Here is a 25,610-nt window from a genome sequence, read left to right on the forward strand (position 1 = left end):
CCATGCGGTATGCCGATATCTATGAACGCGCCAAGCGCGACCCCGATGGTTTCTGGATGGAGGCCGCCGATGGCATTGATTGGTTTAACCACCCCTCCAAGGCGCTCTTTGCCGATCATGCGCCGCTTTACGAATGGTTCGCCGATGGCACGCTGAACGGCTGTTGGAACGCGGTCGACCGGCATGTGGCCGCAGGTCATGGCGACCGCCTGGCCATCATCCATGACAGCCCGCTGACCGGCACCACCCACAAGATCACCTATGCCGAGCTGCAGACCCGCGTCGCCAGTCTTGCCGGTGCTTTGCGCGCCAAAGGCGTGGAAAAGGGCGACCGCGTCATCATCTACATGCCCATGGTCCCCGAAGCGCTTGAGGCGATGCTGGCTTGTGCGCGGCTGGGCGCGATCCATTCGGTCGTCTTTGGTGGCTTTGCCGCCAATGAGTTGGCCGTGCGGATCGACGACTGCACCCCCAAATGCATCATCGCGGCAAGCTGCGGGTTGGAACCGGGGCGCGTGGTGCATTACAAGCCGTTGCTCGACGGCGCGCTTGAGATTGCCACACATCGCCCCGATTTCTGCGTCATCTTCCAGCGTGAACAAGAAGTGGCCAAGCTGGAAGATGGCCGCGATCTTGATTGGCATGCCTTTCAATATGGCGTCACCCCCGCCGAATGCGTGCCGGTCGCGGGCAACCACCCGGCCTATATCCTTTACACCTCCGGCACGACGGGCCAGCCCAAGGGTGTGATCCGCCACACCGGCGGGCACATGGTCGCGCTCAACTGGTCGATGCGCAACCTCTACGACATGAACCCCGGCGAGGTGTTTTGGGCTGCCTCTGACGTGGGTTGGGTCGTGGGGCATAGCTATATCTGCTACGCGCCGCTGTCATTCGGTTGCACCACCATCGTGTTCGAGGGCAAGCCCGTCGGCACGCCGGATGCTGGCACCTTTTGGCGGGTGATCCAAGATCACAAGGTCAAGTCGCTGTTTACTGCGCCCACCGCATTCCGCGCGATCAAGCGCGACGATCCTTTAGGTGAATTGGTGGGCGATTACGACCTCTCAAGCCTTGAGTCGCTGTTTCTGGCCGGTGAACGCGCCGATCCCGATACGATTATCTGGGCGCAAGACAAACTTGGTGTGCCGGTCATCGACCATTGGTGGCAGACTGAAACCGGCTGGGCGATTGCGGGCAACCCGCTGGGGGTCGAAAAGCTCCCCGTCAAAATCGGCAGCCCCTCGGTCGCGATGCCCGGCTATGATGTGCAGATCCTTGACGAGGCGGGCCATCCCGTCGGCCCCGACACGCTGGGTGCCATCGCGATCAAGCTGCCGCTGCCCCCCGGCACGCTGCCCAATCTGTGGCAGGCCGAAGAGCGCTTCCGCAAATCTTATCTCGGCCATTTCCCCGGCTATTACGAGACGGGCGATGCGGGGATGATCGATGCCGATGGCTATCTCTACATCATGGCGCGCACCGACGACGTGATCAATGTGGCGGGCCACCGCTTGTCCACCGGCGCGATGGAGGAGGTTCTAGCCTCCCACCCCGATGTGGCCGAATGTGCTGTGATCGGGGTTGCCGACAGCCTCAAAGGGCAATTGCCGATGGGCTTTTTGTGTCTGAACAAAGGGGCCAAGACGACATCCGATCAAGTGGTCAAGGATTGCGTCAAGCTGGTGCGCGACCGCATCGGCCCTGTGGCGGCCTTCAAGCTCGCCGTGGTCGTCGACCGCCTGCCCAAGACGCGCTCGGGCAAGATCTTGCGCGCCACCATGGTCAAGATCGCCGATGGCGAGGCGTTCAAAATGCCCGCAACAATCGACGATCCCGCGATCTTGGACGAAATCCGCGCCGCACTTGCCGGTTTGGGTTATCCCGCCAAGGGCTAATGGCATGTGATCACAGCCCATCCACCGCAGCACTTGGCCGCGGTTGGGTGGGCTGATAGGCTGCATGCCGAGTGTGCAGAAGGTGTGGTGTCATGGCCGAGCGTTTGATGGCCTCTGGGCAAGGGGCGAGCGCGTCGCAAAGCGATAAGCGCACCGATACCTTGCAGCTCTTCAGCCATGACATTCGTTCGGCCATGTCCGATGTGATCGGGGGGCTGCGCCTGCTTGATCGCCACAGGTTGCCACCCGAAGAGCGGCTTCAGATTGATCGGGTGCAGGCGGCGGCTGATACCTTGGCGGGGCTTGTCGATGGCGCGCTTTTGGCCGCCGTGGGTGATCGCTTGTTCCAGAACGAGGAACAGCGGCTTTCGCTTGACGAATGGCTGAGCGCGCTTGAGGGGCGCTGGTCAGGCAGGGCGCGCGCGGCGGGCGGTGATTTTGTAATTGCGTGCTTGGGCGATCTCCCCGATGGCCTATCAGTGTCGCAGTTGATGCTTGACCGGATCATCGGCAATCTGATCGCCAATGCTTTGCTGCACGCGCCCGGTGCGCCGGTCACGCTTTGCTTGACCAGCTTGCCCGATCAGGCGGTGCAGATCACGATCCGCGACCACGGCCCGGGGTTTGCGCCACACATCCTTGCATTGATGCGTGACGGGGGCGATATTGGGCCGCATGGCCCGCATGCGGGTGCAGGGTTGGGCCTGCGCATCGCGGCGGGGTTGTCGGCCGAGATTGGCGGGCAGCTGACGCTGGCAAACCATCCCGATGGCGGCGGCGAGGCCTGTCTGATCTTGCCCGCAACGGTCATCGCGACGCCCCAAATGCGCCGTGACGGTGATACGATCCCCGATCTGGACGGGCTGCGTATTCTGGTGGCCGACGATAACCTGACCAACCAAACCATCTTGCGCCAAATCCTTGGGCGGATGCGGGCCGATGTCACCTGCGTGGCCGATGGGCTTGCAGCGCTCGACGCGCTGGAGCGCGCGGTGTTCGATATCGCCTTGATTGATATCGAAATGCCGCGCCTGTCGGGGCTTGAGGTGATGCAAAGCGTGCGCGCGCGCCGCGGTGCGGTGGCCGCGATGTCGATGGTCGCGCTGACGGCATACGTGCTGCGCGACAATCGCGAGGCGATCTATGCCGCAGGGGCCGATGGGATCATCGGCAAGCCAATCTCGTCAGTCGCCGATTTTGGGCGCGCGATCTTGCGCTATGTCGGCCGCCCCACCGGCCTGCCCGAGCCCGAGGATGTGTTGCGCGATGATCTGGGGACGATGGGCTTTGGCAAGGTGTTGGATCAAGACCGCTTTGCCGCCTTGCTCTCCGTTGCGGGTGCCACGGGCGCGCCGGAATTGCTGGAACGCTTGCAAGAGGATCTGGGCGCGGTGCTGGCCGCCCTTGACCGGGGGATCGCGAGCGCCGATCTGGCCGAGATCCGTGGCCAGACCCATATCTTGATCGCGCTGTCGGGTGCGGTCGGTGCCGAGCGCCTCTACCGTTTGGCCGAGGTGCTCAATATCGCGGCCAAGCGGCGGCGGGTGGATGATCTCGCCGCACTTTATGCGCCGTGTCGGGCCGATCTACAGGGGTTGATCGCGACTGTCGCAGCCCATGCCGCGCCCATTCCGCCACCGATCCAGAATATATGAGCGCTGCTGCACGGCCTTGCGCTCACCTGCGCCGCGCACCAGACTGGATATAACTACGCACCGCAGAGGGGCCAATGCCATGTCGCTGATCCAAGATGCCGCCCGCGTGCGCGAACACGCCCATGCGCCCTATTCGGGCTTCAAGGTGGGGGCGGCCATCCGCTCGGTCGAGGGGCGGGTGCATCTGGGCTGCAATGTCGAGAATGTCGCCTATCCCGAAGGCACCTGCGCCGAGGCTGGTGCGATTGCCGCGATGATCGCCGCCGGTGACAAGCGCATCGCCGAGGTGGCGGTGATCGCTGATTGCCCCGCCCCCGTGCCGCCCTGTGGTGGCTGTCGCCAAAAGCTGGCCGAGTTCGCGGCGGGCGATGTTGTCGTCACGATGGCCACCACGGCGGGGGCGCGCTTGCAGATGACGGTTGCCGCGCTTTTGCCCGGTGCCTTTGATCCGGGCTTCATGGTCAATGCAGACAAGGGCGCGCCGTGATCGATGCGCGCACGATCCTTGCCCGGTTGCGCGACGGCGAAACGCTGCGCGAGGCCGAGATTTTCTGGTTTGCCGAAGGTTTGGCGACGGGTGAAGTCACCGATGCACAGGCGGGCGCTTTTGCCATGGCGGTCTGCGCGCGCGGTCTGGGGCCAAAGGGGCGGGTGCAACTGACAGCCGCGATGCGGGAATCGGGGCGCGTGTTGACATGGCGCCTTGATGGGCCGGTGCTCGACAAACATTCCACGGGGGGCGTGGGCGATTGTGTCTCGCTGATCTTGGCACCGGCGTTGGCTGCCTGCGGGGCGTTTGTGCCGATGATCTCGGGGCGCGGCCTTGGCCATACGGGCGGCACGCTTGATAAGCTCGAGGCGATACCGGGGTATCGCACCCAAATCTCGGTCGATGATCTCCAAGAACTTGTGGCCGATATCGGCTGTGCCATCGTGGGGGCTTCAAGCGATCTCGCACCGGCCGACAAGCGGCTTTACGCGGTGCGCGATGTGACGGGCACGGTGGAAAGTATCGACCTGATCACCGCCTCGATCTTGTCTAAGAAACTCGCCGCTGGGCTCGAGGCATTGGTGCTTGATGTCAAACTCGGCTCGGGTGCTTTCATGGGCACCTATGAGGAGGCATTGGCACTGGCCCAAGCGCTGGTTGACACAGCCCAAGGGGCGGGCTGCATGACCACGGCGCTGATCACAGATATGAGCCAGCCCACCGTGCCCGCGGCGGGCAATGCGCTTGAGGTGATTGCGGTGATGGAGGTGCTGACCTCGGGTGATTTATCCTCGCCCTTGGCCAAGCTCGCGCAGGCTTTGGGCGGCGAGGTGCTGGCGCTCGGTGGGCTGGCCGCTGACGCCGCCGATGGCGAAGGGCGCATTGCTGCGGCGCTCAGCTCGGGCGAGGCAGCCGATACCTTTGGCGAGATGGTCGCAGCCTTGGGCGGCCCGCATGATTTCACCGACCGTTGGCGCGACCGGCTACCTGCCGCGCGGGTCATGGTCGATGTCCATCCCGGCGAGGCGGGCTTTATCGGTCAGATCGATACACGCGCCTTGGGCGAGGTGGTGGTGCGCTTGGGCGGCGGGCGGCTCAAGCATGATGATAAGCTGGATCTGGCCGTCGGGCTGAGCGATATCGCGCGGCTGGGCGAGCGGGTGGATAGCGCCCGACCATTGGCGCGCATCCATGCCGCAAGCGAGGCCGCCGCGCGCGCCGTTGCGGGCGATGTGCGCCGCGCCTTTTTGCTCACCGAGAGCGCGCCCGTTCTGCCACCGCTGATCCATGAAAGGATCGGCTGATGGCGCGCGCCTTTCTGGTGGTGATGGATAGCCTTGGGATCGGGGGCGCACCCGATGCGGGTGGGTATTTCAACGGCGATTTGCCCGATACGGGTGCCAATACGCTGGGCCATATCGCGGCGGCCTGTGCTGCGGGAAGCGCCGATATTGGCCGGTCTGGTCCGTTGCACTTGCCCCATTTGAACGCGCTGGGCCTTGGCGCGGCGCTGCATCTCGCCTCGGGGGCGCGGGGCGCGGGGCTGGATAGCGCGCCCTTGGGCCTGTGGGGCGTGGCCGAGGAGATATCGAAGGGCAAGGATACCCCCTCGGGCCATTGGGAATTGGCGGGGCTGCCCGTGCCATGGGACTGGGCCTATTTCCCGAAAACCACCCCCTGTTTTCCCGCCGATATCGTGGCCGAGGTGACGCGTCTTGCGGGCACCGATGGTATCTTGGGCAATGAGCATGCCAGCGGGACCGAAATCATCGACCGGCTCGGTGCCGCCCATCAAGAAACGGGCTGGCCCATCTGTTACACCTCGGTCGATAGCGTGTTTCAGATCGCCGCCCATGAAGAGACATTCGGCCTCGACCGGCTTTTGGGCCTGTGTGAAACACTCGCCCCCATGCTGCATGCCCGCCGCATTGGCCGGGTGATCGCACGCCCCTTTACCGGGTCGCCGGGCCGCTATACGCGCACCGCCAACCGCCATGACTATGCCATCGCGCCGCCGGGGCCGACGCTTTTGGACAGGGTGAAGGGGGCCGGGCGCGCAACCTATAGCATCGGCAAGATCCGCGATATCTTTGCCGGGCGCAGCGTGGATCATACGGTCACCGGCCCCGATGCAGCGCTGATGGATCATCTGGCGGCCCATGTGGCCAAGGCGGCGGATGGATCGCTGACATTTGCCAATTTCGTGGAGTTTGACAGCCTTTATGGCCATAGGCGCGATGTCGCGGGCTATGCGCGTCATCTGGAATGGTTCGATGCAAAACTGGGGCCGATCTTGGCCGCGCTCAGGCCCGACGACCTGATGATCCTGACCGCCGATCACGGCAATGATCCCACATGGCCCGGCACCGATCATACCCGCGAGCGGGTGCCGGTGCTTGCCAAGGGCCCCTATACCGGGCAGATCGGTATCCGCGCCTTTGCCGATGTGGGCGCATCGCTGGCCGACCATCTGGGCATTGCTATGGACGGGCCGGGCAAGAGCTTTTTGACGAGGGAAAATGGCCTCTGAACTGATCTATTTCGTCATGACGCTGGTCGTGGTCACGCTGGCCGTGCGCTTCATCGGCCCCCTCATCGGGCGACCGCGCACGCCATGGCGTGGCGCGGCCCTCTTTGGGTTTGTCATCGCCGCCATCGGCTGGCTGATCGGAGCGTGAGATGAAACAGATCCCCAAGGTCGAGCTTCACCTGCATCTCGAAGGGGGTGCGCCGCCTGCCTTTATCCGGGGGATCGCAAGGGAAAAGAACGTCGATCTTTCGGGCATCTTCCGTGCGGATGGCGGCTATGCCTACCGCGATTTCTGGCATTTCCTGTCGGTCTACGAGGCCGCGACCAGCGTCTTGCAGACACCCGAGGATTACGCCCGGCTCACCACTGCCGTGCTGGAGGAAAGTGCAGCCAATGGCGTGGTCTATGGCGAGACCTTTCTTTCCCCCGATTTCTGCGGTGGTGGCGATATTGGCGCATGGCGCGAGTATCTATTGGCGATCCGCGAAGCCGCCGAGGCGGTTGACCGCGCGCATGGCATCACGTTGCGCGGCATCATCACCTGCATCCGCCATTTCGGCCCAGAGCGCGCGCGCCCTATCGCGCAATGCGCCGCCGATACGGCGGGCGATTGGTTGGTGGGCTTTGGCATGGCGGGCGACGAGTTGATCGGCAAGCCCAGCGATTACACATGGGCCTTTGACTGCGCGCGTGAGGCGGGGCTGCGCATTACCGTGCATGCGGGCGAATGGGGCGGTGCGGCCTCGGTGCGGGACGCGCTTGACCAGCTTGCCCCCGAAAGGATCGGCCATGGCGTGCAGGCCATCGAAGATTTGGCGCTTGTCGACCGCTTGGCCGAGGACGGGATCGTGCTCGAATGCTGCCCCGGATCGAATGTGGTTTTGGGCGTCTTCAAGGATTGGCCCAGCCACCCCATAGAGCGGCTGCGCGCACGCGGGGTCAAGGTGACTGTCTCGACCGATGATCCGCCGTTTTTCGGCATTACCATGACCTCGGATTATGAAAACCTGAACCGGCATTTCGGGTGGGACGACGCGGTTTTCGCCGAAGTCAATCGCACGGCGCTTGACGCTGCCTTTTGCGACGCGGCCACCAAGCAAACTATCGCCAAACGACTGGGAGAAACCCAAAGATGACCGCGCATCTGACCATCGTCGATCACCCGCTGGTGCAGCACAAGCTGACCCTGATGCGCGAGGCTGAGACCTCGACCAAATCCTTCCGCCAGCTCTTGCGCGAGATCAGCTTGCTTTTAGCCTATGAGGTAACGCGGTCCTTGCCGATGACCACCAAGCGTATCGATACCCCCATCGAGCCGATGAGCGCCCCCACGATCGAGGGCAAGAAGCTGGCCTTGGTGTCGATCTTGCGGGCGGGAAACGGGCTTTTGGATGGGATATTGGAACTGGTTCCCAATGCGCGGGTGGGGTTCATCGGGCTTTACCGCGACCCCGCGACGCTCAAGCCGGTGCAATATTATTTCAAAGTGCCGGACTCGCTGGCGGACCGGCTGACCATCGTCGTTGATCCGATGCTGGCTACGGGCAATTCCTCGGTCGCGGCGATTGACCTTTTAAAGGCGGCGGGCGCAAATAATATCCGCTTTTTGTGCCTGCTCGCCGCACCCGAGGGCGTGGCCCGCATGAAGCAAGCACATCCCGATGTTCCCATCATCACGGCCGCCCTTGATAGCCATCTTAACGACCATGGTTACATCGTTCCGGGACTAGGTGATGCGGGTGATCGCATGTTTGGCACAAAATGATGAATTCTTGACTTTACTTGCCCCCCGCCATCGGCCAGTGTGAAGGCGGCGCAAACGTGGGGGTTTGCATGTATGTGATGCGACAATCTTTGGTCGCTGCTATCGTGGCTTTCGCCCTGATGGCAAGCGGTGGTACAGCCTTGGCCCAAGGTGTACCTGCGGAGATACCTTCCGCCAATTTCAGGGGCGATCAATATGTGGATAGCCGCGGCTGCGCCTTTGTGCGCGTGGGGGTTGGCGGCAATACGCAATGGGTGCCGCGTGTGGGACGCGACAGGGGTCAGATATGCGGCCTTTCACCCAGTCGTGGGGCTGGCGGAGCGCCTGTTGCTGTGGCCGCGCCGCGCGTTCAGCCCGGCCTGACGGTGATCGGCGGGGCGGCAAGCGCACCCGCGCAAGTGGCACCCGCTATACGCAGTGTGGCAACGCAGCCGCGCCCGCCCGCCGCCCAGCCGCGCTATATTGCGACGCCACCGCGCCCGGCAGCACCTGCGGCGACCCAAGGGGCCTGTACCAATCTTCCGGCAGATATTCGGGGCTATTTCACCGGTGCCAATGTGCGCTGCGGCCCGCAAGCCGTGCATCCCGGCGATGCGGCACGCGGTGCGGAGCAGACAAGCGCGCTTGGCGCACATGCCCAGCCCGCGATCCGTCAGCTGGTGCGCTACCAGATTGCGCCACCGCCCGGTTATCGCGCGGCATGGGATGATGGGCGGCTAAACCCCTATCGCGGTCTTGCGATGGCGGGCGGCCAGCGGCAGATGGAACAGGTCTGGACCAACACGGTGCCAAGGCGACTGGTCGGCAGCGCGCCGCGCGGCATGATCGGGCTGGTCGCGCGCGATGCGGGCCCGGCCACGCTGGTACCCGCGCGGCTGGTGATCGTGCAGCCGTAATCGCTGCGACAGCTATCGGTTGCAGATATTTTGTAAGCTGACCCAATCGGCATCGCTGATCAGCACACGGGGCGGCGCGCCGCTGGATGCGGGCGCATCCCCTAGATCCGTGGCACCCACCGCCGCCGCATAGGGGCGCGCCGAAATGCCCGCCATGTCAAACAGCGGGCTGAGGGACGCGCCGGGAACGGGGCCGGTCTCTTGCGACAAAAGGGCAAGCGCATGCGCCTGTAGCGCTGCGCGATCAAGCTGGCCGGTGGTCAAAAGCCGCAAGGTCGCCATCAGACCTGCAGCTTGCAAGAGCCGCAGCATCGGCTTGGTCCCCTCGCGGCGGACCGTCTCGGCCAAGATGTATCCTGCCACCACCTCGGGCGTCTCATGGTCTTCCAAAAGGGCGGCATTGATCACGATGATATTGCCCGGCAAGGCCAGCGTCGCAGGTGTGGCTGACGGCAGCACCGCCAGACGCGGCGGCGCATCGGCCACGATCTGCTGTGCCAAACGTGTCAGGGCACCTGATCCGGCCACGGGGCTACACAATGGTCCAGCCAGCCGCCCGATCTCTTGCAGCAATTGCTGGCCAATCGCCTCGCGCCCGGCGGGGGGAAGAACCGACACAGTTTGCCGGATCAGCGCGCCGGGCAACCAAAATAGTGCGATCCCCAACATCACCGCCGCAAGGCTTGCCCCGATCCAAAGCCGCAACCGTCCGGGATGGGGACGCCGCCGCTCAATCGCCATGCGCAGCTTTTCAATCGCGGCGATCATATCGCGATCATCGATTTCCAGCCGCTCGGCGGCTTGTTCACCCGGCGCATAAAGCGCGGGGCGCTTGCCGGGGTTCAGCCGGACAATCGCAGGCAGCGACCAATGGGTGCGGGCAACCTCGGCCGGGGTGGCGATGATCAGCGTCGCCTTGCCCAGCGATACAAGCACCTCACAGCGCTGCGCATCGGGCCCTTCATGCCAAAGGCCGGTCGCCTCAAGACGAGAATATTGCTCAAGCGCTGTCATGGGCCCGCACTGCTCGGTCCTTTTTTGCGCCAAGCATAGCGCGGGTGCTGTAACATCTCAACGACGGATGCGGATCACAAGCTGGCCGCAATCTTGCGCAGCTCGAATTTCTGGATCTTGCCGGTCGAGGTCTTGGGTAATTCTTGAAACACCACGCGCTTGGGGGTTTTGAACCCTGCAAGGCGTTGCCGGACAAAGGCGATGATCTCGGCCTCGGTCGCGGTGGCGCCCTCTTTCAACTCCACGAAAGCGCAAGGCACCTCGCCCCATGTCTCATCTTGTTTGGCCACCACCGCCGACAAAAGCACGGCGCTATGCTGCATCAAGACCCCCTCTACCTCGACCGAGCTGACGTTTTCGCCGCCTGAGATGATGATGTCCTTGGCGCGGTCGGCGATCTGGACATAGCTGTCGGGGTGCTGGCGCGCGATGTCGCCGGTGTGGAAATAACCGCCCGCGAATGCCTCTTCGGTCGCGGCTGGGTTTTTGTAATAGCCTTTCATCACCGAATTGCCGCGCATCATGATCTCGCCCAAGGCGGCGCCATCCATCGGGATTTGCGCCATCGTCTCGGCGTCCATGACGGTGATATGGTCCATATTGGGCATCGGCACGCCCTGACGCGCCTTGACGCCGGCGCGGTCGTCACCTTGCAGGTGATCCCATTCCCCATCCTTGAAGGTGCATTCGGTGGCCGGGCCATAGGTCTCGGTCAGGCCATAGACCTGCGTGACGTTGAAGCCCATGGTTTCAATCGCAGCAAGCGTTGCGGGGGCAGGGGGCGCACCTGCGGTGAAGACCTCGACGGTCTGGGCGAAATCGCGGCGATCAGCGGGTTTGGCATTGACCAGCATGTTGAGAACAATGGGCGCGCCGCCGAAATGGGTGACCCCCTCATCAGCGATGGCGTCATAGATCGTCTTGGCCGTGATATCGCGACAGCACACGGTCGTGCCGCCCACGGCGGGCATGGTCCAGACATGGCACCAGTTGTTGCAGTGAAACAGCGGCACAATGGTCAGGTAGCGGGGATAAAGCGTCATCCGCCACGAAATCGGCGTGCCCATGGTGATGAGGTATGCGCCGCGATGGTGATAGACCACGCCCTTGGGCCGCCCGGTGGTGCCAGAGGTATAGTTCAGCGCAAGGCTTTCCCATTCATCGACAGGCATGATCCAGTCAAACCCCGGATCGCCCTCGGCCAACAGGGCGTCATAGGTCAGGTGACGGCCCGTGGCATGATAGCCCGCCGCCACATCGGGCACCTCGACGATCAGGGGCGCTGGCCCTTCTTGGGCCTTGATCGCTTCCTCGACGACACCCAAGAACTGCGTGTCGACCAGCACGACCTTCGCCTCGCCGTGATCAAGGATATAGCTGATCGTGCCGATATCGAGGCGGGTGTTGATCGCATTCAACACCGCGCCGCAAGCGGGCACGCCCCAATGCGCCTCGACATGGGGGGCGGTGTTGGGCAGTACCGTGGCCACGACATCGCCGGGGCGGATGCCGCGCCCGGTTAGGGCCGAGGCCAAGCGGCTGACACGGACGAAAAGCTCGGCGTAGCTGGCGCGGTAGCCGCGATCGATCAGCGCGGTACGGTCGGTGAAGATACGGTTTGCCCGGATCAGATGGCTGAGCGGTGTCAGTGCCACATAATTGGCGGCGCGTTTTTCTAGCCCTGCCTCATCCTTCATCCAACCCATTCGACACCTCCGATCTGCGCAAGAATATGATCCATGACTTGGGGCATCGCGCAAGAAAAGGAAAGGGGCGGCGCGCGCCAAAGCGTGCCTTTTCCCTGCAGCTGCGGAAGGATAGGGTTGCGCCAAATCCGTCAATGGGAGGGTCGCGATGATCGAGATCGAGGGGCCATTGCAGGTCCGCGCGCATGTGCATCGCGCCACCGCCGCACCGGGCGACCCTGCCCCCTATGCGGGCGAGGATAGCTTCACCTTTCTGCGGGTTCAGGTTCGGGATGGTGATGGGCGCACGGGCGAGGGCTTCACCGGGCGGTTCTGCGTGGCTGAGGTGGCGCATCTGCTCAATGGCGCGGTGGCCGAGGCGCTGGCGCGCCCCGGCCCTTTGCCCGATCTTGCGCGTCAATTGAACCCGCGCGCGATGACAGGGGTGGTGATTTCGGCGCTGTCGGCACTTGATGTGGCGCTGTGGGATTTGGCGGGCAAGCGGTCGGGTCAAAGCGTGGCGGCGATGCTGGGCGCGGCCCGGCCCGGCGCGCCGGTCCATGTGACTTGCGGCTTTCCGGCCCTTGAGATCGACGCGCTGGTGCGCGCCTGCGCGGATGAGGTGTTGGCCGGTGCAAGGGGCGTTAAGGTGCTGGTCGCCGCCAAGGGGCGGAGTGTGGACGCGGATCTGATGCGCCTGCGCGCCGTAAGGTCAGCCATCGGCCCAAAGGCCGAGTTGATCGCCGATGCCAATTGCGGCTGGGATCTGGAGGCAGCGCTTGATTTCGCGCGCAAGGCTGAAGCGCTCGATCTGGCGTGGCTGGAAGAACCCGTGAAAGCCAATGATCGCCGCGCGCTGGCCGCTTTGGCCGCAGTCGCACCCATGCCCTTGGGCGCGGGTCAGATGGAACAAAGTGCCGACCGCTTCGACCTTTTGGCCGAGGCGGGGGTGACGGTCATCCAACCCAATGCGGTTTTTGCAGGCGGCATTGGCGCGGCTGTCATGGCGGCGCGCGGGGCGGTGGCCCATGGGCTATCTGTGTCGCCTGCGGGGGGCTGGGATCTGGTCAATCTGCATTGGATGTGCGGCGCAATGGCTGAAGGTGCGGTGGAGCTTCACCGCGCACAGGCCCGCATCGTGCGGCTATTGACCGACACCCCGCCGCAAATGGCGGGGGGGATGTTGGCGGTCTCTGATGCGCCGGGTTTGGGGCTCGCCCCTGATGAGGAAGCACTTGCGGCTTGTCGGGTGGGGTAGCGTTTTCCACGCGGAAAACGCACCGAAAAACCCCGGTTTTTCCACCCGCTTCGCGTCAGGCCGCTTGCGGCTTGACCCCGAAGCGGCCGTAGAAGCTTTGCCCCTTGTCGGCCATTTCGCGCAGGAGCGGCGGGCAGGCAAAGCGCGCGCCATATGCGGCCGCAAGTTCGTCGCACCGTTCCGCCGCATAAGGCGTGCCCAGCATGTCAAGCCATGAGAAGGGCCCACCCGACCATGGCGCAAAGCCCCATCCAAGGATGGCACCGACATCGCCCTCGCGGATATCGGTCAAGACGCCTTCTTCCAATGCGCGCACGGCTTCGAGTGTTTGGACGAACATCAGCCGATGCTGGACCTCGGTCAGATCGGGCTGGGTCGCGGCCACGGGGTAGCGATTGGCCAACCCCTCCCACAGCCCGATACGCTTGCCCGCGTCGTCATAGGCGTAAAAGCCCGCCTTGGCCTTGCGGCCCAGACGGCCTTGCTCGGCCATCCAGAACACCACCGCATCGACCGCGTCATCGGGGTAATCGTCCCCCATCGCGGCCTTGGTGGCGCGCGCGATCTTGACACCGAGATCGATCGAGGTTTCGTCGATCAGTTGCAGCGGCCCCAGCGGCATGCCCATCAGCTTGGCCGCATTCTCGATAAGCGCGGGTGCCACGCCTTCGGCGAGCATGCGAATACCCTCGTTCACGTAAGGCAGGATGCAGCGATTGGCGTAGAAGAAGCGCGCATCATGCACGACGATGGGCGTCTTGCGGATCTGGCGCACGAAGTCGAGCGCCTTGGCCACGGCCCGGTCGCCGGTCTTGGCGCCGCGAATGATCTCGACCAGCGCCATCTTGTCGACCGGGCTGAAGAAATGGATGCCGATGAACTGCTCGGGGCGATCGCTGGCCTTGGCCAGTTCCCCGATGGGGAGCGTCGATGTATTGGTGGCAAAGATGCACTCTGGGCCAACGGCAGCCAGCACCTTTTTCGTCACCTCGGCCTTGACCCCTACATCCTCGAACACCGCCTCGACGATCAGGTCGCACCCCGCAAGGGCCGCGTAATCGGTCGTGGCATGGATACGGTCCAGCACATGCGCCTTTTTCTCTGGGCTGACCTTTCCGCGCTTCATGCCCTTGTCGAGGATGCCCTCGGCATGCGCTTTTCCGCGATCGGCGGCCTCTTGGGTGGCATCGATCAACACCACCTCGATGCCGGCATTGGCGCTGACATAGGCGATACCCGCCCCCATCATGCCCGCGCCGATGACACCCAGCTTAGTCACCTTTTCATCGGGCAGGGCAGGGCGGTTCGCACCCTTTTCCAGCGCTTCCTTGTTGAGAAACAGCGAGCGGATCATCGCGCTCGATGAGGGGTTCATCAGGACATGGGTGAACCAGCGCGCCTCGATCCACAGCGCCGTGTCGAAATCGACCAGCGCGCCCTCATAAACCGCGCTGAGCAGCGCCTTGGCCGCGGGATAAACCCCCTTGGTCTTGCCGTTGATCATGGCGCTGGCGCCCACAAAGGTCATGAAACCCGCCGGGTGATAGGGCGCGCCGCCGGGCATTTTCCAGCCCTTCACATCCCAAGGTTTGACGATATCGGCGTCGGTTGCCGACAGCACCCATTCCTTGGCGCGTGCAAGAAGCGCATCGGCCGCCACGACCTCATCGATCAGCCCCGCCGATTTGGCGGATTTCGGGTCAAGCATCTTGCCCTCAAGCAGCACGGGGGCTGCCGCCATCGCGCCCACCATGCGGCTATAGCGCGTCGTGCCGCCGCCGCCGGGGAACAGCCCCACGAGGATTTCCGGCAGGCCGATCTTGGCCTTGGGATTGTCGGCCATGAAGCGGCGGTGACAGGCCAGCGCAATCTCGGTGCCGATGCCCGCGCAGGTGCCGGTGATCGCAACGGCCACGGGCTTGCCGCCCTTGTTGGTCTTTGGGTCCATCCCCGCGCGCTCGAGCTTGCGCAAGACGCGGTGCCCGCCCATGGTGAAATCAAAGAGCGCCTGCGCCGGATCATCGCCCGCCTCGGCCGCGATGCTGGCCAGCGTGTTCAGGTCCATGCCGCCCGCAAATGTTTCTTTGCCCGAGGTCAGCACGATCCCCTTGACCGTCGGATCTGCCAGCGCCTTATCGACCAACGCATCGACGAGCGCATAAGCCGCGCGGGTCAGCACATTCATCGAGCGCGCTTTGACGTCCCAGGTGATGATGGCAACGCCATCGCTGCCTATTTCCATGGTGAAATCGGTCATTGTCCCAGTCTCCCCTCAAATCCGCTCGATGATCGTGGCCGCACCCATGCCGGATGCGACGCAAAGCGTGGCAAGGCCCACGCCCTTGCCGCTGCGCTCCAACTCATCAAGCAGCGTGCCAATGATCATCGCCCCCGTCGCGCCAAGCGGATGGCCCATCGCGATGGAACCGCCGTTGACGTTGACGCGGGCCGGATCGACATCGAAAGCCTGCATGAAGCGCAGCACCACTGCCGAGAACGCCTCGTTCACCTCGAAAAGGTCGATATCGGAAATCGCCATGCCGCTGTCGGATAGGATTTTTTCAGTCACGGGCACCGGGCCTGTCAGCATGATGGTGGGGTCAGTGCCGATCTTGGCCGTGGCGCGGATGCGCGCGCGCGGCGTCAGCCCATGGGCCTTGCCAAAGGCGGCGTTGCCGATGAGCAGGGCCGCCGCCCCATCGACGATGCCGCTAGAATTGCCCGCATGGTGGATATGGTTGATCCGCTCCAGATGAGGGTATTTCATCAGCGCGATCTGGTCGAAACCCGGCATCATCTCGCCCATCTCCTTGAAGGCGGGCTTGAGGGCTGAGAGCGTTTCCATATCGGTGCCGGGACGCATGTATTCATCATGGGCAAGGATCGTCAGCCCGTTGATATCGGTCACCGGCACGATGGAGCGCGCAAAACGCCCCTCGGCCCAAGCCTGCGCCGCGCGGGCCTGGCTTTCCACCGCCAACCGATCGGCATCCTCGCGCGAAAAGCCGTATTCGGTCGCGATGATATCGGCGCTGATCCCTTGGGGGACGAAATAGGTCTCCATCGCGATGGACGGGTCGACGGCAATCGCCGCCCCATCGCTGCCCATGGGCACGCGGCCCATCATCTCGACGCCCCCCGCGATATAGGCCGCACCCGCGCCGCCCCTGACCTGGTTGGCGGCAATGTTCACCGCCTCCATCCCGCTGGCGCAGAAGCGGTTGATCGCCAGCCCCGGGATACGCTCATCAAGGTCCGATGCGAGAACGGCCGTGCGCGCCAAGCAGCCGCCCTGTTCCATGACTTGGGTGACATTGCCCCAGATCACATCCTCGACCGCATGGCCCGTTAGATCATTGCGGTCTTTGAGCGCGTTGAGCATCACCGCCGAAAGCCGGGCCGCCGTCACCTCGTGCAGAGCGCCATCGCGGCGGCCCTTGCCGCGCGGTGAGCGGATCGCGTCATAGATATAGGCATCGGTCATTGCTCGTCTCCGGTCAGGTGGCGGGAAAGGCCCGCGTCATCAGATCATAAGGATGCGCCCAGCCGGGCTGGGCTGCGATACGTGTTAGCCAAGCATCGATGGCCGGGTATTCGGCGCGGTCGAATTGAAACGGCTCGGGGTAGAAGAGATAGCCACAGCACGACAGATCGGCCATGGTCAGGCTGTCGCCCACCAGCCAGTCGCGCCCGGACAATTCCCCCTCCATCACGGTAAGCGCGGCCTTCATCCGGCCCGCCAGAAAGCCGATCACCTCGGCAGGGCGTTTGTCTTCGGGCAAGAAATTCATCAAGAACCGCAAAGGCCCGGCTTGGCCTGAGACCTTTTGGTTGTCGAAAATCGTCCAGCGCAGGATCTCGCGGCGCGTCGCTTTGGAACCGTCACCGCAAAGCTTGCCGGTGGTGTCCATCACCCAATCCTGAATGACGCCCGATTGCGTCAGGATCAGGCCGTTTGCGTCCAGCACCGGCACCTCGCCCATCGGGTTGATCGCGCGAAACGCGGGGCCGCGCGCTTCACCGGCGAAGAAATCGACATGGCGCGCGGTCCAATCAACGCCGGCAAGCTGCAGCGCGATGGCCGCCTTATAGGCGTTTCCGGACTCGCCGAAGCAATAAAGTGTGTTGGTCATCGCATCCTCCCAGACATTGCGCGTGTGGCGCGACTGTTATGCGTATTTTTGGAAAGATGAAGGCGCATCATGATCATTTAAGGTGCGCGCGCCCCCCTTGCCCCCGCCTGCGCAGGTCATGACTTGCGCTCCTCAAGCTCGGAATTGAACAGACGCAGCCGCGCGATCAGTTTTTCTTCGTTGATCACGCTGCCCCAGCTTTCAAAGAGAAAGGACAGGAATTCGCCATCATCCAAGCCCGCCTCTTGCGACAGCGCGCGCAGCTTGCGGTAGCCATCCTCGCTCATCGCGATATTGGGGCGGCGGGTCAAGCGAAGGCGTTTGGGCATGGGCTTTTCCCTTTATGACGCGGTGTCGCCTCAGAAATTCGCAGCCTCAAGCGCCATGACCGCCCCCGCCCCCGCTTGGATACGCGCAAGATGGGTGGCGGTCATCGGCAATTGACGGGTCATATAGAACCGCGCCGTGACCAGCTTGGTTTGGTGAAACACCGGATCATCCGTGCCTGCGGCCAGCGCCGCGTTTGATGCGCGCGCCATCTTGGCCCACATCAGCCCAAGGCAGACATGACCGAACAGATGCATGAAGTCATAGCTGCCCGCGAGTGCCGCATTGGGGTTTTTCATCCCCTCGGCCATGAAATACATCGCCGCAGTTTGCAGATCCTTGGAGGCGCGCTTGAGCGGCTCGATGAACTCGGCCATGCCTTCGGTCTCGGCGTTTTCCTTGCAGAAGGCTTTGACCAGATCGAAAAAGGCCATCACATGCTTGCCGCCATCTTGGGCCAGCTTGCGGCCCACAAGGTCAAGCGCTTGCACACCATTGGCACCTTCGTAGATCATCGCGATCCGGGCATCGCGGGCGAATTGGGACATGCCCCATTCCTCGATATAGCCATGCCCGCCATAGATCTGTTGGGCCTGCACCGTCATGTCAAAGCCCTTGTCGGTCAAAAAGCCCTTGATCACCGGCGTCATCAGCGAGATCAGCCCGTCGGCATCGGCGTCGCCCTTGCGATGGGCCGCATCGATCAGCGTGGCGCCCCACAGCAAGAAGGCGCGCGCCCCTTCGGCAAAGCTTTTCTGTTCCATCAGGTTGCGGCGGATATCGGGATGCACGATCAACGGGTCGGCGGGGCCATCGGGGTTTTTCACGCCTGTCACATCGCGCCCTTGCAGCCGGTCCTTGGCATAGGCAAGCGCATTTTGAAACGCGATCTCGGCCTGTGCGAGGCCTTGCATCCCCACGCCCAACCGCGCCTCGTTCATCATGGTGAACATGGCGCGCATGCCCTTGTGTTCTTCGCCCAAAAGATAGCCGGTCGCGCCATCGTAATTCATCACGCAGGTGGCATTGCCGTGGATGCCCATCTTTTCTTCGATCTTGCCGCATGACACGGCGTTGCGCGCGCCAAGGCTGCCGTCGTCATTCACCAAGACTTTTGGCACGATGAAAAGCGAGACACCCTTGATGCCCTCTGGCCCGCCGGGGATCTTGGCCAAGACCAGATGTACGATATTCTCGGCCATGTCGTGTTCACCGGCCGAGATAAAGATCTTTTGGCCCGTCACCTTATAGCTGCCATCGGCTTGCGGCTCGGCGCGGGTGCGCATCAGCCCCAGATCGGTGCCGCAATGCGGCTCGGTCAGGTTCATGGTGCCGGTCCAGTCGCAGGCGACCATTTTCGGCAGATAGGTGGCCTTTTGATCCGCAGTGCCATGGGCCAAGATCGTCGAGGCCGCGCCGTGGGTCAGACCTTGATACATGGTAAACGCTTGGTTTGCAGAGGAAAAATACTCACCCACCGCTGTGCCCATCACATAAGGCAGGCCTTGGCCGCCGAATTCCTCGGGCATATCGATGCCGGGCCAGCCGCCCGCCTGCATCTGGGCAAAGGCATCCTTGAAGCCGGGCGGCGTATAGACCACGCCATTTTCCATTTTGCAGCCCACCGTATCGCCCACCGGGTTGAGGGGCGAAAGCACCTCGGTCGCGATCTTGCCTGCCTCATCCAAGATGGCGGCGGTGAAATCACGGTCCAGATCACCATAGCCGGGAATATCGCTTGCGGCGATGTTGAGCACATCGTGCAGCACATATTGCATGTCTTTGCTGGGGGCGGTGTAGCTGGGCATAAAGATGGCTCCCGATGATTGCTGGGTGCGGTTACTGGGCGGCGCGTTGCGGAATGCCGACGGTGGCCAGCATCTCTTCCACAAGCCCCATTTGCGATTTCAGATCGTAGATCGCGACATCAAGCTCGGCGCGCTGGCGCTCCATGTCTTGCAGGCGGTCGCGCGCGATATCGAGCGTGCGGCTGAGCTGTGTCGCTTGCTGGTCGCCCACATAGTAAAGGTCGAGAAGCTGTCGGATCTCCTCAAGGCTGAAGCCAAAGCGCTTGCCGCGCAAGATCAGCTTGAGCCGGGCGCGGTCGCGCCGGGAAAACAACCGCTTTTGGCCCATACGCGCGGGGAACAGCAGCTCTTTTTGCTCGTAAAAGCGCAATGTGCGCGGTGTCACCGCGAAAGCATCGCACATCTCGCGTATCGTCATTACATCTGCGGTCATATCTGGATCGTCCATGTCAAACATCGTTGATCAGCCGCCCTTTCACATGAGTCGGCACAAGGATTACACGATAGCATGACGTTGACGTAAAGGCGACGTCACGTAACTTTGATCGATGACGGTGCGTCAATCATGACAACCCGCAGATCAGCGCGCTTGCCCTTGGTGGCGGCATGGGCAAAGTGGTGACAAGAGTATTGGTTCTGCGGTTTCTTTTGTTGTGTGTAGGCTAGACGATGCTAGCGCGTATCCTTAAGGGGCTTGGCCTTGGCAACCCTCAGGGAACGCGTTTCCTTGAAAAGGGGCCGTATCTTTGGCCGATCAATCTGCTGCGTCGGCGTCTTGGCCTTGCCCCCAATCCTTACAACAGCGCAGGGCTTATATTAAATGATCTGCGTCCCTTTGAAGATGTAGGCTTTCTAGCAGACTTGCAGGAAGCGGATCTGGCTCAAGGTGGTATCTCCGCACCGATTGCCCAACCTCCAGATTGGCCAAAGCTTGATCTGGCACGAATACGTGTTGGTTCAGGCAACAGCCTACCGGGACTTGCAAAAAACGTGGTGCCGCCGCCAATCTGTTTGATTACCTATCGGAATGTGTACTTTGCCCACCGTGGGGACAGGTTCTGCATCTTGAATGACGCTTTTGTTGACGCCAACGCCACAGCGCTTCCCTCGTACAGGTGTTTGATGGACCTTCGGAGGAATTCTGCGCTCCGCGTCGCTCGTTTGATTTACTGCGGCAATCAGCATTCCCCGGACAATCCTGCGCATTTTCTAGGGGATCATTTGAGCACGGCTATATTGCTGCTTGATGCCGGGTTCAGTCCGTCTGAGATTTTTCTGCCTGCAACCCGTGCTCCGGTGAATCAAACGCTCCAACAAGCGATTAATCCTAACCTTATGACGGTTTACCCGGATCAGCTTTATTTCACGGAAGAATTGTGTTTGCCGACGAGCATTACCTTACCCACATTTAAGCATCACCCATTCCACGTTGCCGATCCTTCAGTCCTTGCGGCATTTGCCAACGCATCCGTCGGAGCCTCACGTGGAACGGCTGACCGTGGACACTTGATCTATCTTGCACGCAGGAAGACGGCACGCCGCCGTTTGGAGAACGAAAGCCAACTGATCGAGTGCCTAGAAGCAAATGGCTTCGCGGCGATCGACATGGAGGATTTGTCAGGCCCGGCGCAGTTGGCCGCAATGCGTGCAGCTAAGGTTATCATTGCACCCCACGGGGGGGCTTTGGCAAATTTGGTGGCGGCGCGTCCCGATGCCTCAATCGTTGAACTCTTTCACCCCAATAAAGGTACTCTCGCTTTTGCTGTGGTCGCGGCGCGTTTAGGGTTGAATTACCAATCCGTTGTCGGAAAAGCCTGTGATGGGGATCGCTGGTCCGTGGATATTGACGCCGTCACGCAGGAGGTTGCGAGTTTGACCGGAGGTCGTCCTTAGACGCGCGCCGTCACATCCCGCAGGTCGCGTAGCTCGGCGATGATCTCGTCCAATTCGCGGCGGCGTTTGGCCAGTTCGGCCAGTTGTGCATCGGCGAGCGCCAGCCATGTCTGGCGTTGCAAGTCGCCTTGCGGGTCGGCCCCATACATGGCCAGCCATTGGCGGATTTGTTCCAGCGAAAAGCCAAAGCGCCGCCCGCGCATGATCAGCGTCATCCGCGCCACTTCGCGCGCGCCATAGAACCGCGCGCGCCCCTCGCGTTGGGGAAAGAGCAATTCGATATATTCGTAATGGCGCAAGGTGCGCGGTGTGACGTCGAAGCGGGCACACATCTGTTTGAAACTCAGCCGCTCTGTCATAAGCGATACCCCCTAACACGCTGGCCAACACAGATCGGCCCATACATATACGCACCTGCGCGTCAGCATAGAAAATCGCGATGCGTCGCGAAAGCCCCACATCCCCTTGCGCCGCGCGCTCAGCCGGGGGAGATTGCCCCCACAGCATCAGACGGGACAGGTGATGGATCAATCAAGCGCGGACAAGGCGCGCATTGCGCGCCAATTCATCGAAGCGATCCCGTTTTCGCGCGCCTTGCAGATGCGCCTCGAAGAGATCGGCGAAGGTGTGGCCGTCATTTCCATGCCATGGTCCGAGATGATCGTGGGTTATCCGACATTGGGCGTGGTGCATGGTGGTGCTGTCTCGGCCTTGATGGATACATGCGGGGGCGCGGCAGTGATGAGCCATCCACAGGCGCTGGCCGGCACCGCAACGATTGATTTGCGCATCGATTACATGCGCGCGGCCACCAGCGGTCAGCGCATCACCGCGCGGGCGGAATGCTATCACCTGACCCGCTCGGTGGCTTTCGTCCGCGCCGAGGCATGGGATGAGGATCGCACCCGCCCCGTGGCTGCCGCAACCGGGGCCTTTACGGTCGAGCGGATCACCCCGCGTGATGGGGGCAAATCATGAGATCACCCCGCCTGCCCGAACCCGTCGCCTTGATCAAGCAACGCCGCGACAGCACCTTGGCAGCCCTTGTGGGAGCAGTGCCTTATATCGGCTTTCTGGGCGTCAAGTTCGACCGGCGCGGCGATGAACTGACCGCCGTTCTGGGCTATGATGACAAGCTAATCGGCAACCCGCTGGTGCCCGCGCTGCATGGGGGGGCCATCGCCTCGTTTCTCGAGGTCACGGCGATCATGGAATTGTCGTTCAACATGCTCTGGGACGATGTAGAGCAGGGCCGGATCGATGCCGAGAACCTTGGCCCCGCAACCCTGCCGCGCCTGCCCAAGACGATTGATTTCACGGTCGATTACCTGCGCAGCGGCCTGCCGCGCGATGCCTATGCGCGGGCGCGGGTGAACCGACAGGGGCGGCGCTATGCCTCGGTGCATGTCGAGGCGTGGCAAGATCATCGCCAAAAGCTTTTTGCGCAAGCCACGGGCCATTTCCTGATGCCACCGCGCGATGGCTGATGCGGGCGATCAAGGCCGGCTGACCCATGGCCGGGTGTTGCGCATCGCCCTGCCCGTCGTGGTCTCGAATGCGACCGTGCCGCTTTTGGGATTGGTCGATACGGGTGTCGTGGGCCAGCTGGGCGATCCCGCACCGATTGGGGCCGTGGGTCTGGGCGCGGTGATTTTGACCTCGATCTACTGGGTTTTCGGCTTTCTGCGGATGGGCACGGTGGGTCTGGCAGCTCAGGCCATCGGGGCAGGCGACCGGGCCGAGGTGGCGGCCCTTCTCAGCCGGGTATTGATCATCGGCGGCGGGGCAGGGATTGCGCTGATCGCGCTACAATGGCCGATCATCGCGCTGGCCTTGTGGATATCGCCTGCCTCATCGGCGGTTGAGGGGTTGGTGATCGCCTATCTCGGCATCCGGATCTTTTCGGCACCAGCCGCGATCGCGGGCTATGGCATCACCGGCTGGCTGATCGCGCAAGAACGCACAGGCGCGGTCCTCGCTTTGCAGCTATGGCAAAACGGCCTCAATATCGCGCTCTCGGCGTGGTTCGTGCTGGGGCTGGGGCTGGGCGTGCCGGGGGTGGCGCTGGCCACGCTGATCGCGGAATGGGCGGGGCTGGCGCTTGGCCTATGGCTGTGCCGGGGGGCGTTCAAACTGCCCGCTTGGCGCGATTGGCCGCGCGTTTTCGACCGGGCGCGTCTGTTGCACATGGCGCGGGTCAATGGCGATATCTTGATCCGCTCGGTTTTGTTGATGCTGGGGTTTTCGTCATTTCTGATGCTGGCCTCTGATTTCGGGGATGTGCCGCTTGCGGCCAATCAGGTCTTGATTCAGTTCGTCTATGTCACGGCCTATGCCATGGACGGCTTCGCCTTTGCCGCCGAGGCGCTGGTGGGGCGCGCCATGGGCGCGCGTGACCGCGCGCGGCTGAGGCGTGCCGCGATTTTGACGAGTGTCTGGGGGCTGGTCGTTTGTGGAGTGATGGCCGGTGTTTTTGCGATCTGGGGCGGGGCATTGATCGATCTGATGACCACGGCACCAGATGTGCGATTGGCTGCGCGCGCGTTTCTGCCTTGGATCATCGCGGGCGTATTGATCGGCTGGGCCTCATGGATGCTGGACGGGATTTTCATCGGGGCCACGCGCACGGGCGATATGCGCAACATGATGGCCGTCAGTTTCGCAGGCTATGTGGTGTTGGTGCTGCTGCTAGTGCCGCTCTGGGGAAATCACGGGCTATGGGCGGCGCTGGTGGGGTTTTTCGCACTGCGCGGGGTGACGCTTGCGCTTTGCTACCCGGCCTTGGAACGCAGCGCGGGTGAGGATGCGATTGTTCGGACGAACAATCGCATCTCGCGAATTTTCGTACGAAAATTCGGTGTCAAACCCAATCGCTGACACCGGTTCCGGTGATTTCGGAGATATTGGCGATCCCTTCGGCGCGCGCGCGCGCGGCAAGCCCCTCGGCGATGCGCGCGGCAAGCGAAATGCCGCCATAGACAAGCCCGCTATAAAGCTGCACCGCGCTGGCACCTGCGCGCAGTTTTTCCCAAGCTTGATCCGCAGTTGCCACCCCGCCCACACCGATCAGCGGCATGGTGCCGCCGGTCAGCTGGTAAAGCCGCGCCAGCACCCGCGTCGATTTCGCAAAAAGTGGCGCGCCCGATAGCCCGCCCGCCTCGCCACGGTGTTGGCTTGCCAGCCCCTCGCGCGCGAGCGTTGTGTTGGTGGCGATCACGCCCGCGATACCCGTGACTTGCGCCACCTCGGCAATCTCGGCCAAGGCGTCGGCCTCCAGATCGGGGGCGATCTTGAGAAAGATCGGGATCGGGCGGGCCAGATCCGCGCGGGTGGCCATCACGCCGTCGAGCAAGCCTTGCAAGGCCGCGCGCCCCTGCAATTCGCGCAGCCGTTCAGTGTTGGGCGAGGAGACATTGACCGTGGCGAAATCGACAAAGGCACCGCAGCGCGCCAAGACAGTTGCGAAATCGGCGGCGCGGTCGGTGCTATCCTTGTTGGCCCCGAGATTGAGGCCGATGGGCACAGCCGCAGGATAGGCGGCGCCAAGGCGCGTGGCGATCGCCTCCATGCCGTCGTTGTTGAAGCCAAAGCGGTTGATCACCGCGCGATCCTCGGACAGGCGGAAAAGCCGTGGCTTGGGATTGCCGGGCTGGGCGCGGGGCGTGGCGGCGCCCAGTTCGAGAAAGCCAAAACCCGCACGCGCAAGCGGCGTCACGGCTTCGGCATTCTTGTCGAAACCCGCAGCCAGCCCCACTGGGTTGGGCAGGCTGAGCCCCGCCAGATCCACACGCAAGATATCCGCGCTCACAGCCCCCGGCGCTGGCACCAGCCCGGCCTTCAGCGCCGCGATGGCCAGCCCATGCGCGCGTTCAGGGTCAAGCCGGTGCATCACCGCAAGGCCAAGGCGTTCCAACATCTCAGCCCATCTCCGGAAAGACATGCGCGCCCGCGACCAGCGGCAAGGGGGCGTGCCAGATCACATCGGCCAGCCGCAATGGCCCGTAAAGATGGGGAAATAGCGCGCCACCGCGCGATGGCTCCCATATCAAAGCGGGGCCAAGGCTATCGGCCTCAAATGCCGCAAGGATCAGCCCCTCGACGCCTGCGAAATGGCGCGCGGCCGTTTCGGCGGCCTGCGCGGCGGTCGAGAAATGGATGAAGCCATCAGCGACATCGACAGGCGCGCCCATGGTCTGGCCTGCGGCGGCAAGCGCCTCCCACTCTGGTGCGCGAAGAATCTTATAAATGCGCATGCCGC

General features: G+C 62.9%; 25 protein-coding genes. 14 read left to right on the plus strand and 11 right to left on the minus strand.

Annotated features, from left to right (window positions below):
* The first annotated feature begins 2 nt into the window (after positions 1 to 2).
* The 9 genes from KG698_RS08640 to KG698_RS08680 all read left to right on the plus strand — a co-directional run bounded on the left by KG698_RS08640 (position 3) and on the right by KG698_RS08680 (position 9,234).
* Positions 3 to 1,898, plus strand: coding sequence for a propionyl-CoA synthetase (locus tag KG698_RS08640; RefSeq protein WP_213685167.1), 1,896 nt, complete (start codon positions 3 to 5; stop codon positions 1,896 to 1,898).
* A gap of 92 nt (positions 1,899 to 1,990) precedes the next feature.
* A complete protein-coding gene (locus KG698_RS08645) occupies positions 1,991 to 3,553 on the plus strand; it encodes a response regulator (protein WP_213685168.1) in 1,563 nt (520 codons plus the stop codon).
* On the plus strand, positions 3,516 to 4,040 hold the full coding sequence (locus tag KG698_RS08650; protein ID WP_213685169.1) for a cytidine deaminase: 525 nt from the start codon (positions 3,516 to 3,518) through the stop codon (positions 4,038 to 4,040). The genes KG698_RS08645 and KG698_RS08650 overlap by 38 nt, the downstream gene beginning before the upstream one ends.
* Positions 4,040 to 5,347: a thymidine phosphorylase gene (locus KG698_RS08655; protein WP_213685328.1), complete on the plus strand. Its 1,308-nt coding sequence runs from the start codon at positions 4,040 to 4,042 to the stop codon at positions 5,345 to 5,347. Before KG698_RS08650 ends, KG698_RS08655 begins: the two co-directional genes overlap by 1 nt.
* On the plus strand, positions 5,347 to 6,573 hold the full coding sequence (locus KG698_RS08660) for a phosphopentomutase (RefSeq protein WP_213685170.1): 1,227 nt from the start codon (positions 5,347 to 5,349) through the stop codon (positions 6,571 to 6,573). The genes KG698_RS08655 and KG698_RS08660 overlap by 1 nt, the downstream gene beginning before the upstream one ends.
* Positions 6,563 to 6,721: a hypothetical protein gene (locus tag KG698_RS08665; protein WP_213685171.1), complete on the plus strand. Its 159-nt coding sequence runs from the start codon at positions 6,563 to 6,565 to the stop codon at positions 6,719 to 6,721. Before KG698_RS08660 ends, KG698_RS08665 begins: the two co-directional genes overlap by 11 nt.
* A gap of 1 nt (position 6,722) precedes the next feature.
* Positions 6,723 to 7,709, plus strand: coding sequence for an adenosine deaminase (locus KG698_RS08670; protein WP_213685172.1), 987 nt, complete (start codon positions 6,723 to 6,725; stop codon positions 7,707 to 7,709).
* Entirely contained in the window at positions 7,706 to 8,338 is a 633-nt protein-coding gene (gene upp, locus KG698_RS08675; protein WP_213685173.1) for a uracil phosphoribosyltransferase, read from the plus strand. The genes KG698_RS08670 and upp overlap by 4 nt, the downstream gene beginning before the upstream one ends.
* Positions 8,339 to 8,670: 332 nt before the next feature.
* The gene (locus KG698_RS08680) at positions 8,671 to 9,234 is read left to right on the plus strand and encodes a hypothetical protein (protein WP_213685174.1); all 564 of its coding nucleotides are present in this window, start codon (positions 8,671 to 8,673) and stop codon (positions 9,232 to 9,234) included.
* Positions 9,235 to 9,246: 12 nt separating this feature from the next.
* Here KG698_RS08680 and KG698_RS08685 read toward each other — a convergent pair whose 3' ends face one another.
* A complete protein-coding gene (locus tag KG698_RS08685; protein WP_213685175.1) occupies positions 9,247 to 10,248 on the minus strand; it encodes a hypothetical protein in 1,002 nt (333 codons plus the stop codon).
* A gap of 74 nt (positions 10,249 to 10,322) precedes the next feature.
* Positions 10,323 to 11,954, minus strand: a complete 1,632-nt coding sequence (locus KG698_RS08690; RefSeq protein ID WP_213685176.1) for an AMP-binding protein — start codon at positions 11,952 to 11,954, stop codon at positions 10,323 to 10,325.
* 148 nt (positions 11,955 to 12,102) lie between these two features.
* Between KG698_RS08690 and KG698_RS08695 the strand changes: the two genes are divergently transcribed.
* Complete coding sequence (locus tag KG698_RS08695; protein ID WP_213685177.1) at positions 12,103 to 13,191, plus strand: mandelate racemase/muconate lactonizing enzyme family protein; 1,089 nt, start codon at positions 12,103 to 12,105, stop codon at positions 13,189 to 13,191.
* A 55-nt stretch (positions 13,192 to 13,246) separates the two neighbouring features.
* Here the strand turns inward: KG698_RS08695 and KG698_RS08700 are convergent, their stop codons facing one another.
* The 6 genes from KG698_RS08700 to KG698_RS08725 form a co-directional block, all read right to left on the minus strand.
* Positions 13,247 to 15,448, minus strand: coding sequence for a 3-hydroxyacyl-CoA dehydrogenase NAD-binding domain-containing protein (locus KG698_RS08700; protein ID WP_213685178.1), 2,202 nt, complete (start codon positions 15,446 to 15,448; stop codon positions 13,247 to 13,249).
* 15 nt (positions 15,449 to 15,463) lie between these two features.
* Positions 15,464 to 16,675 (minus strand): acetyl-CoA C-acetyltransferase, encoded by a 1,212-nt coding sequence (locus KG698_RS08705; protein WP_213685179.1) that lies wholly within the window; start codon positions 16,673 to 16,675, stop codon positions 15,464 to 15,466.
* Between the two features lie 13 nt (positions 16,676 to 16,688).
* Complete coding sequence (locus KG698_RS08710) at positions 16,689 to 17,324, minus strand: glutathione S-transferase family protein (RefSeq protein WP_213685180.1); 636 nt, start codon at positions 17,322 to 17,324, stop codon at positions 16,689 to 16,691.
* Positions 17,325 to 17,440: 116 nt separating this feature from the next.
* The gene (locus tag KG698_RS08715) at positions 17,441 to 17,653 is read right to left on the minus strand and encodes a hypothetical protein (RefSeq protein ID WP_213685181.1); all 213 of its coding nucleotides are present in this window, start codon (positions 17,651 to 17,653) and stop codon (positions 17,441 to 17,443) included.
* 30 nt (positions 17,654 to 17,683) lie between these two features.
* The gene (locus KG698_RS08720; protein WP_213685182.1) at positions 17,684 to 19,459 is read right to left on the minus strand and encodes an acyl-CoA dehydrogenase C-terminal domain-containing protein; all 1,776 of its coding nucleotides are present in this window, start codon (positions 19,457 to 19,459) and stop codon (positions 17,684 to 17,686) included.
* Positions 19,460 to 19,490: 31 nt separating this feature from the next.
* Entirely contained in the window at positions 19,491 to 19,892 is a 402-nt protein-coding gene (locus tag KG698_RS08725; RefSeq protein ID WP_213685183.1) for a MerR family DNA-binding transcriptional regulator, read from the minus strand.
* Positions 19,893 to 20,128: 236 nt separating this feature from the next.
* On the opposite strand from KG698_RS08725, the gene KG698_RS08730 reads away from it, so the two are divergent.
* Positions 20,129 to 21,352, plus strand: coding sequence for a glycosyltransferase family 61 protein (locus KG698_RS08730; protein WP_213685184.1), 1,224 nt, complete (start codon positions 20,129 to 20,131; stop codon positions 21,350 to 21,352).
* Here the strand turns inward: KG698_RS08730 and KG698_RS08735 are convergent.
* Positions 21,349 to 21,711, minus strand: a complete 363-nt coding sequence (locus KG698_RS08735; RefSeq protein ID WP_213685185.1) for a MerR family DNA-binding transcriptional regulator — start codon at positions 21,709 to 21,711, stop codon at positions 21,349 to 21,351. The two genes, KG698_RS08730 and KG698_RS08735, sit on opposite strands and share 4 nt — an antisense overlap.
* A 163-nt stretch (positions 21,712 to 21,874) precedes the next feature.
* Between KG698_RS08735 and KG698_RS08740 the strand changes: the two genes are divergently transcribed.
* The 3 genes from KG698_RS08740 to KG698_RS08750 are packed head-to-tail and all read left to right on the plus strand — an operon-like array spanning position 21,875 to position 24,229.
* Entirely contained in the window at positions 21,875 to 22,330 is a 456-nt protein-coding gene (locus KG698_RS08740; protein ID WP_213685186.1) for a PaaI family thioesterase, read from the plus strand.
* A complete protein-coding gene (locus tag KG698_RS08745; protein WP_213685187.1) occupies positions 22,327 to 22,839 on the plus strand; it encodes a PaaI family thioesterase in 513 nt (170 codons plus the stop codon). Before KG698_RS08740 ends, KG698_RS08745 begins: the two co-directional genes overlap by 4 nt.
* Positions 22,832 to 24,229 carry an MATE family efflux transporter gene (locus tag KG698_RS08750; protein ID WP_213685188.1) on the plus strand — a complete coding sequence of 466 codons (1,398 nt, stop codon included), beginning with the start codon at positions 22,832 to 22,834 and terminating at the stop codon, positions 24,227 to 24,229. Before KG698_RS08745 ends, KG698_RS08750 begins: the two co-directional genes overlap by 8 nt.
* Here KG698_RS08750 and KG698_RS08755 read toward each other — a convergent pair.
* Positions 24,213 to 25,268 (minus strand): quinone-dependent dihydroorotate dehydrogenase, encoded by a 1,056-nt coding sequence (locus KG698_RS08755; protein WP_213685189.1) that lies wholly within the window; start codon positions 25,266 to 25,268, stop codon positions 24,213 to 24,215. The two genes, KG698_RS08750 and KG698_RS08755, sit on opposite strands and share 17 nt — an antisense overlap.
* Before the next feature lies 1 nt (position 25,269).
* On the minus strand, positions 25,270 to 25,605 hold the full coding sequence (locus KG698_RS08760; protein WP_213685190.1) for a DUF952 domain-containing protein: 336 nt from the start codon (positions 25,603 to 25,605) through the stop codon (positions 25,270 to 25,272).
* Between the last annotated feature and the right edge of the window lie 5 nt (positions 25,606 to 25,610).

The sequence above is a fragment of the Roseicyclus sp. genome, assembly GCF_018402035.1.
In the GTDB taxonomy this organism is placed as follows: Bacteria; Pseudomonadota; Alphaproteobacteria; order Rhodobacterales; family Rhodobacteraceae; genus Roseicyclus.

Coding starts and splice junctions, on each gene's coding strand:
- KG698_RS08640 (WP_213685167.1), top strand. CDS start 3: ATGCGGTATGCCGATATCTATGAACGCGCCAAGCGCGACCCCGATGGT.
- upp (WP_213685173.1), top strand. CDS start 7,706: ATGACCGCGCATCTGACCATCGTCGATCACCCGCTGGTGCAGCACAAG.
- KG698_RS08715 (WP_213685181.1), bottom strand. CDS start 17,653: ATGCCCAAACGCCTTCGCTTGACCCGCCGCCCCAATATCGCGATGAGC.
- KG698_RS08725 (WP_213685183.1), bottom strand. CDS start 19,892: ATGACCGCAGATGTAATGACGATACGCGAGATGTGCGATGCTTTCGCG.
- KG698_RS08740 (WP_213685186.1), top strand. CDS start 21,875: ATGGATCAATCAAGCGCGGACAAGGCGCGCATTGCGCGCCAATTCATC.
- KG698_RS08685 (WP_213685175.1), bottom strand. CDS start 10,248: ATGACAGCGCTTGAGCAATATTCTCGTCTTGAGGCGACCGGCCTTTGG.
- KG698_RS08710 (WP_213685180.1), bottom strand. CDS start 17,324: ATGACCAACACACTTTATTGCTTCGGCGAGTCCGGAAACGCCTATAAG.
- KG698_RS08660 (WP_213685170.1), top strand. CDS start 5,347: ATGGCGCGCGCCTTTCTGGTGGTGATGGATAGCCTTGGGATCGGGGGC.
- KG698_RS08670 (WP_213685172.1), top strand. CDS start 6,723: ATGAAACAGATCCCCAAGGTCGAGCTTCACCTGCATCTCGAAGGGGGT.
- KG698_RS08720 (WP_213685182.1), bottom strand. CDS start 19,459: ATGCCCAGCTACACCGCCCCCAGCAAAGACATGCAATATGTGCTGCAC.
- KG698_RS08645 (WP_213685168.1), top strand. CDS start 1,991: ATGGCCGAGCGTTTGATGGCCTCTGGGCAAGGGGCGAGCGCGTCGCAA.
- KG698_RS08700 (WP_213685178.1), bottom strand. CDS start 15,448: ATGACCGATTTCACCATGGAAATAGGCAGCGATGGCGTTGCCATCATC.
- KG698_RS08755 (WP_213685189.1), bottom strand. CDS start 25,268: ATGTTGGAACGCCTTGGCCTTGCGGTGATGCACCGGCTTGACCCTGAA.
- KG698_RS08690 (WP_213685176.1), bottom strand. CDS start 11,954: ATGGGTTGGATGAAGGATGAGGCAGGGCTAGAAAAACGCGCCGCCAAT.
- KG698_RS08745 (WP_213685187.1), top strand. CDS start 22,327: ATGAGATCACCCCGCCTGCCCGAACCCGTCGCCTTGATCAAGCAACGC.
- KG698_RS08730 (WP_213685184.1), top strand. CDS start 20,129: ATGCTAGCGCGTATCCTTAAGGGGCTTGGCCTTGGCAACCCTCAGGGA.
- KG698_RS08695 (WP_213685177.1), top strand. CDS start 12,103: ATGATCGAGATCGAGGGGCCATTGCAGGTCCGCGCGCATGTGCATCGC.
- KG698_RS08750 (WP_213685188.1), top strand. CDS start 22,832: ATGGCTGATGCGGGCGATCAAGGCCGGCTGACCCATGGCCGGGTGTTG.
- KG698_RS08650 (WP_213685169.1), top strand. CDS start 3,516: ATGCCGCGCCCATTCCGCCACCGATCCAGAATATATGAGCGCTGCTGC.
- KG698_RS08760 (WP_213685190.1), bottom strand. CDS start 25,605: ATGCGCATTTATAAGATTCTTCGCGCACCAGAGTGGGAGGCGCTTGCC.
- KG698_RS08735 (WP_213685185.1), bottom strand. CDS start 21,711: ATGACAGAGCGGCTGAGTTTCAAACAGATGTGTGCCCGCTTCGACGTC.
- KG698_RS08665 (WP_213685171.1), top strand. CDS start 6,563: ATGGCCTCTGAACTGATCTATTTCGTCATGACGCTGGTCGTGGTCACG.
- KG698_RS08705 (WP_213685179.1), bottom strand. CDS start 16,675: ATGACCGATGCCTATATCTATGACGCGATCCGCTCACCGCGCGGCAAG.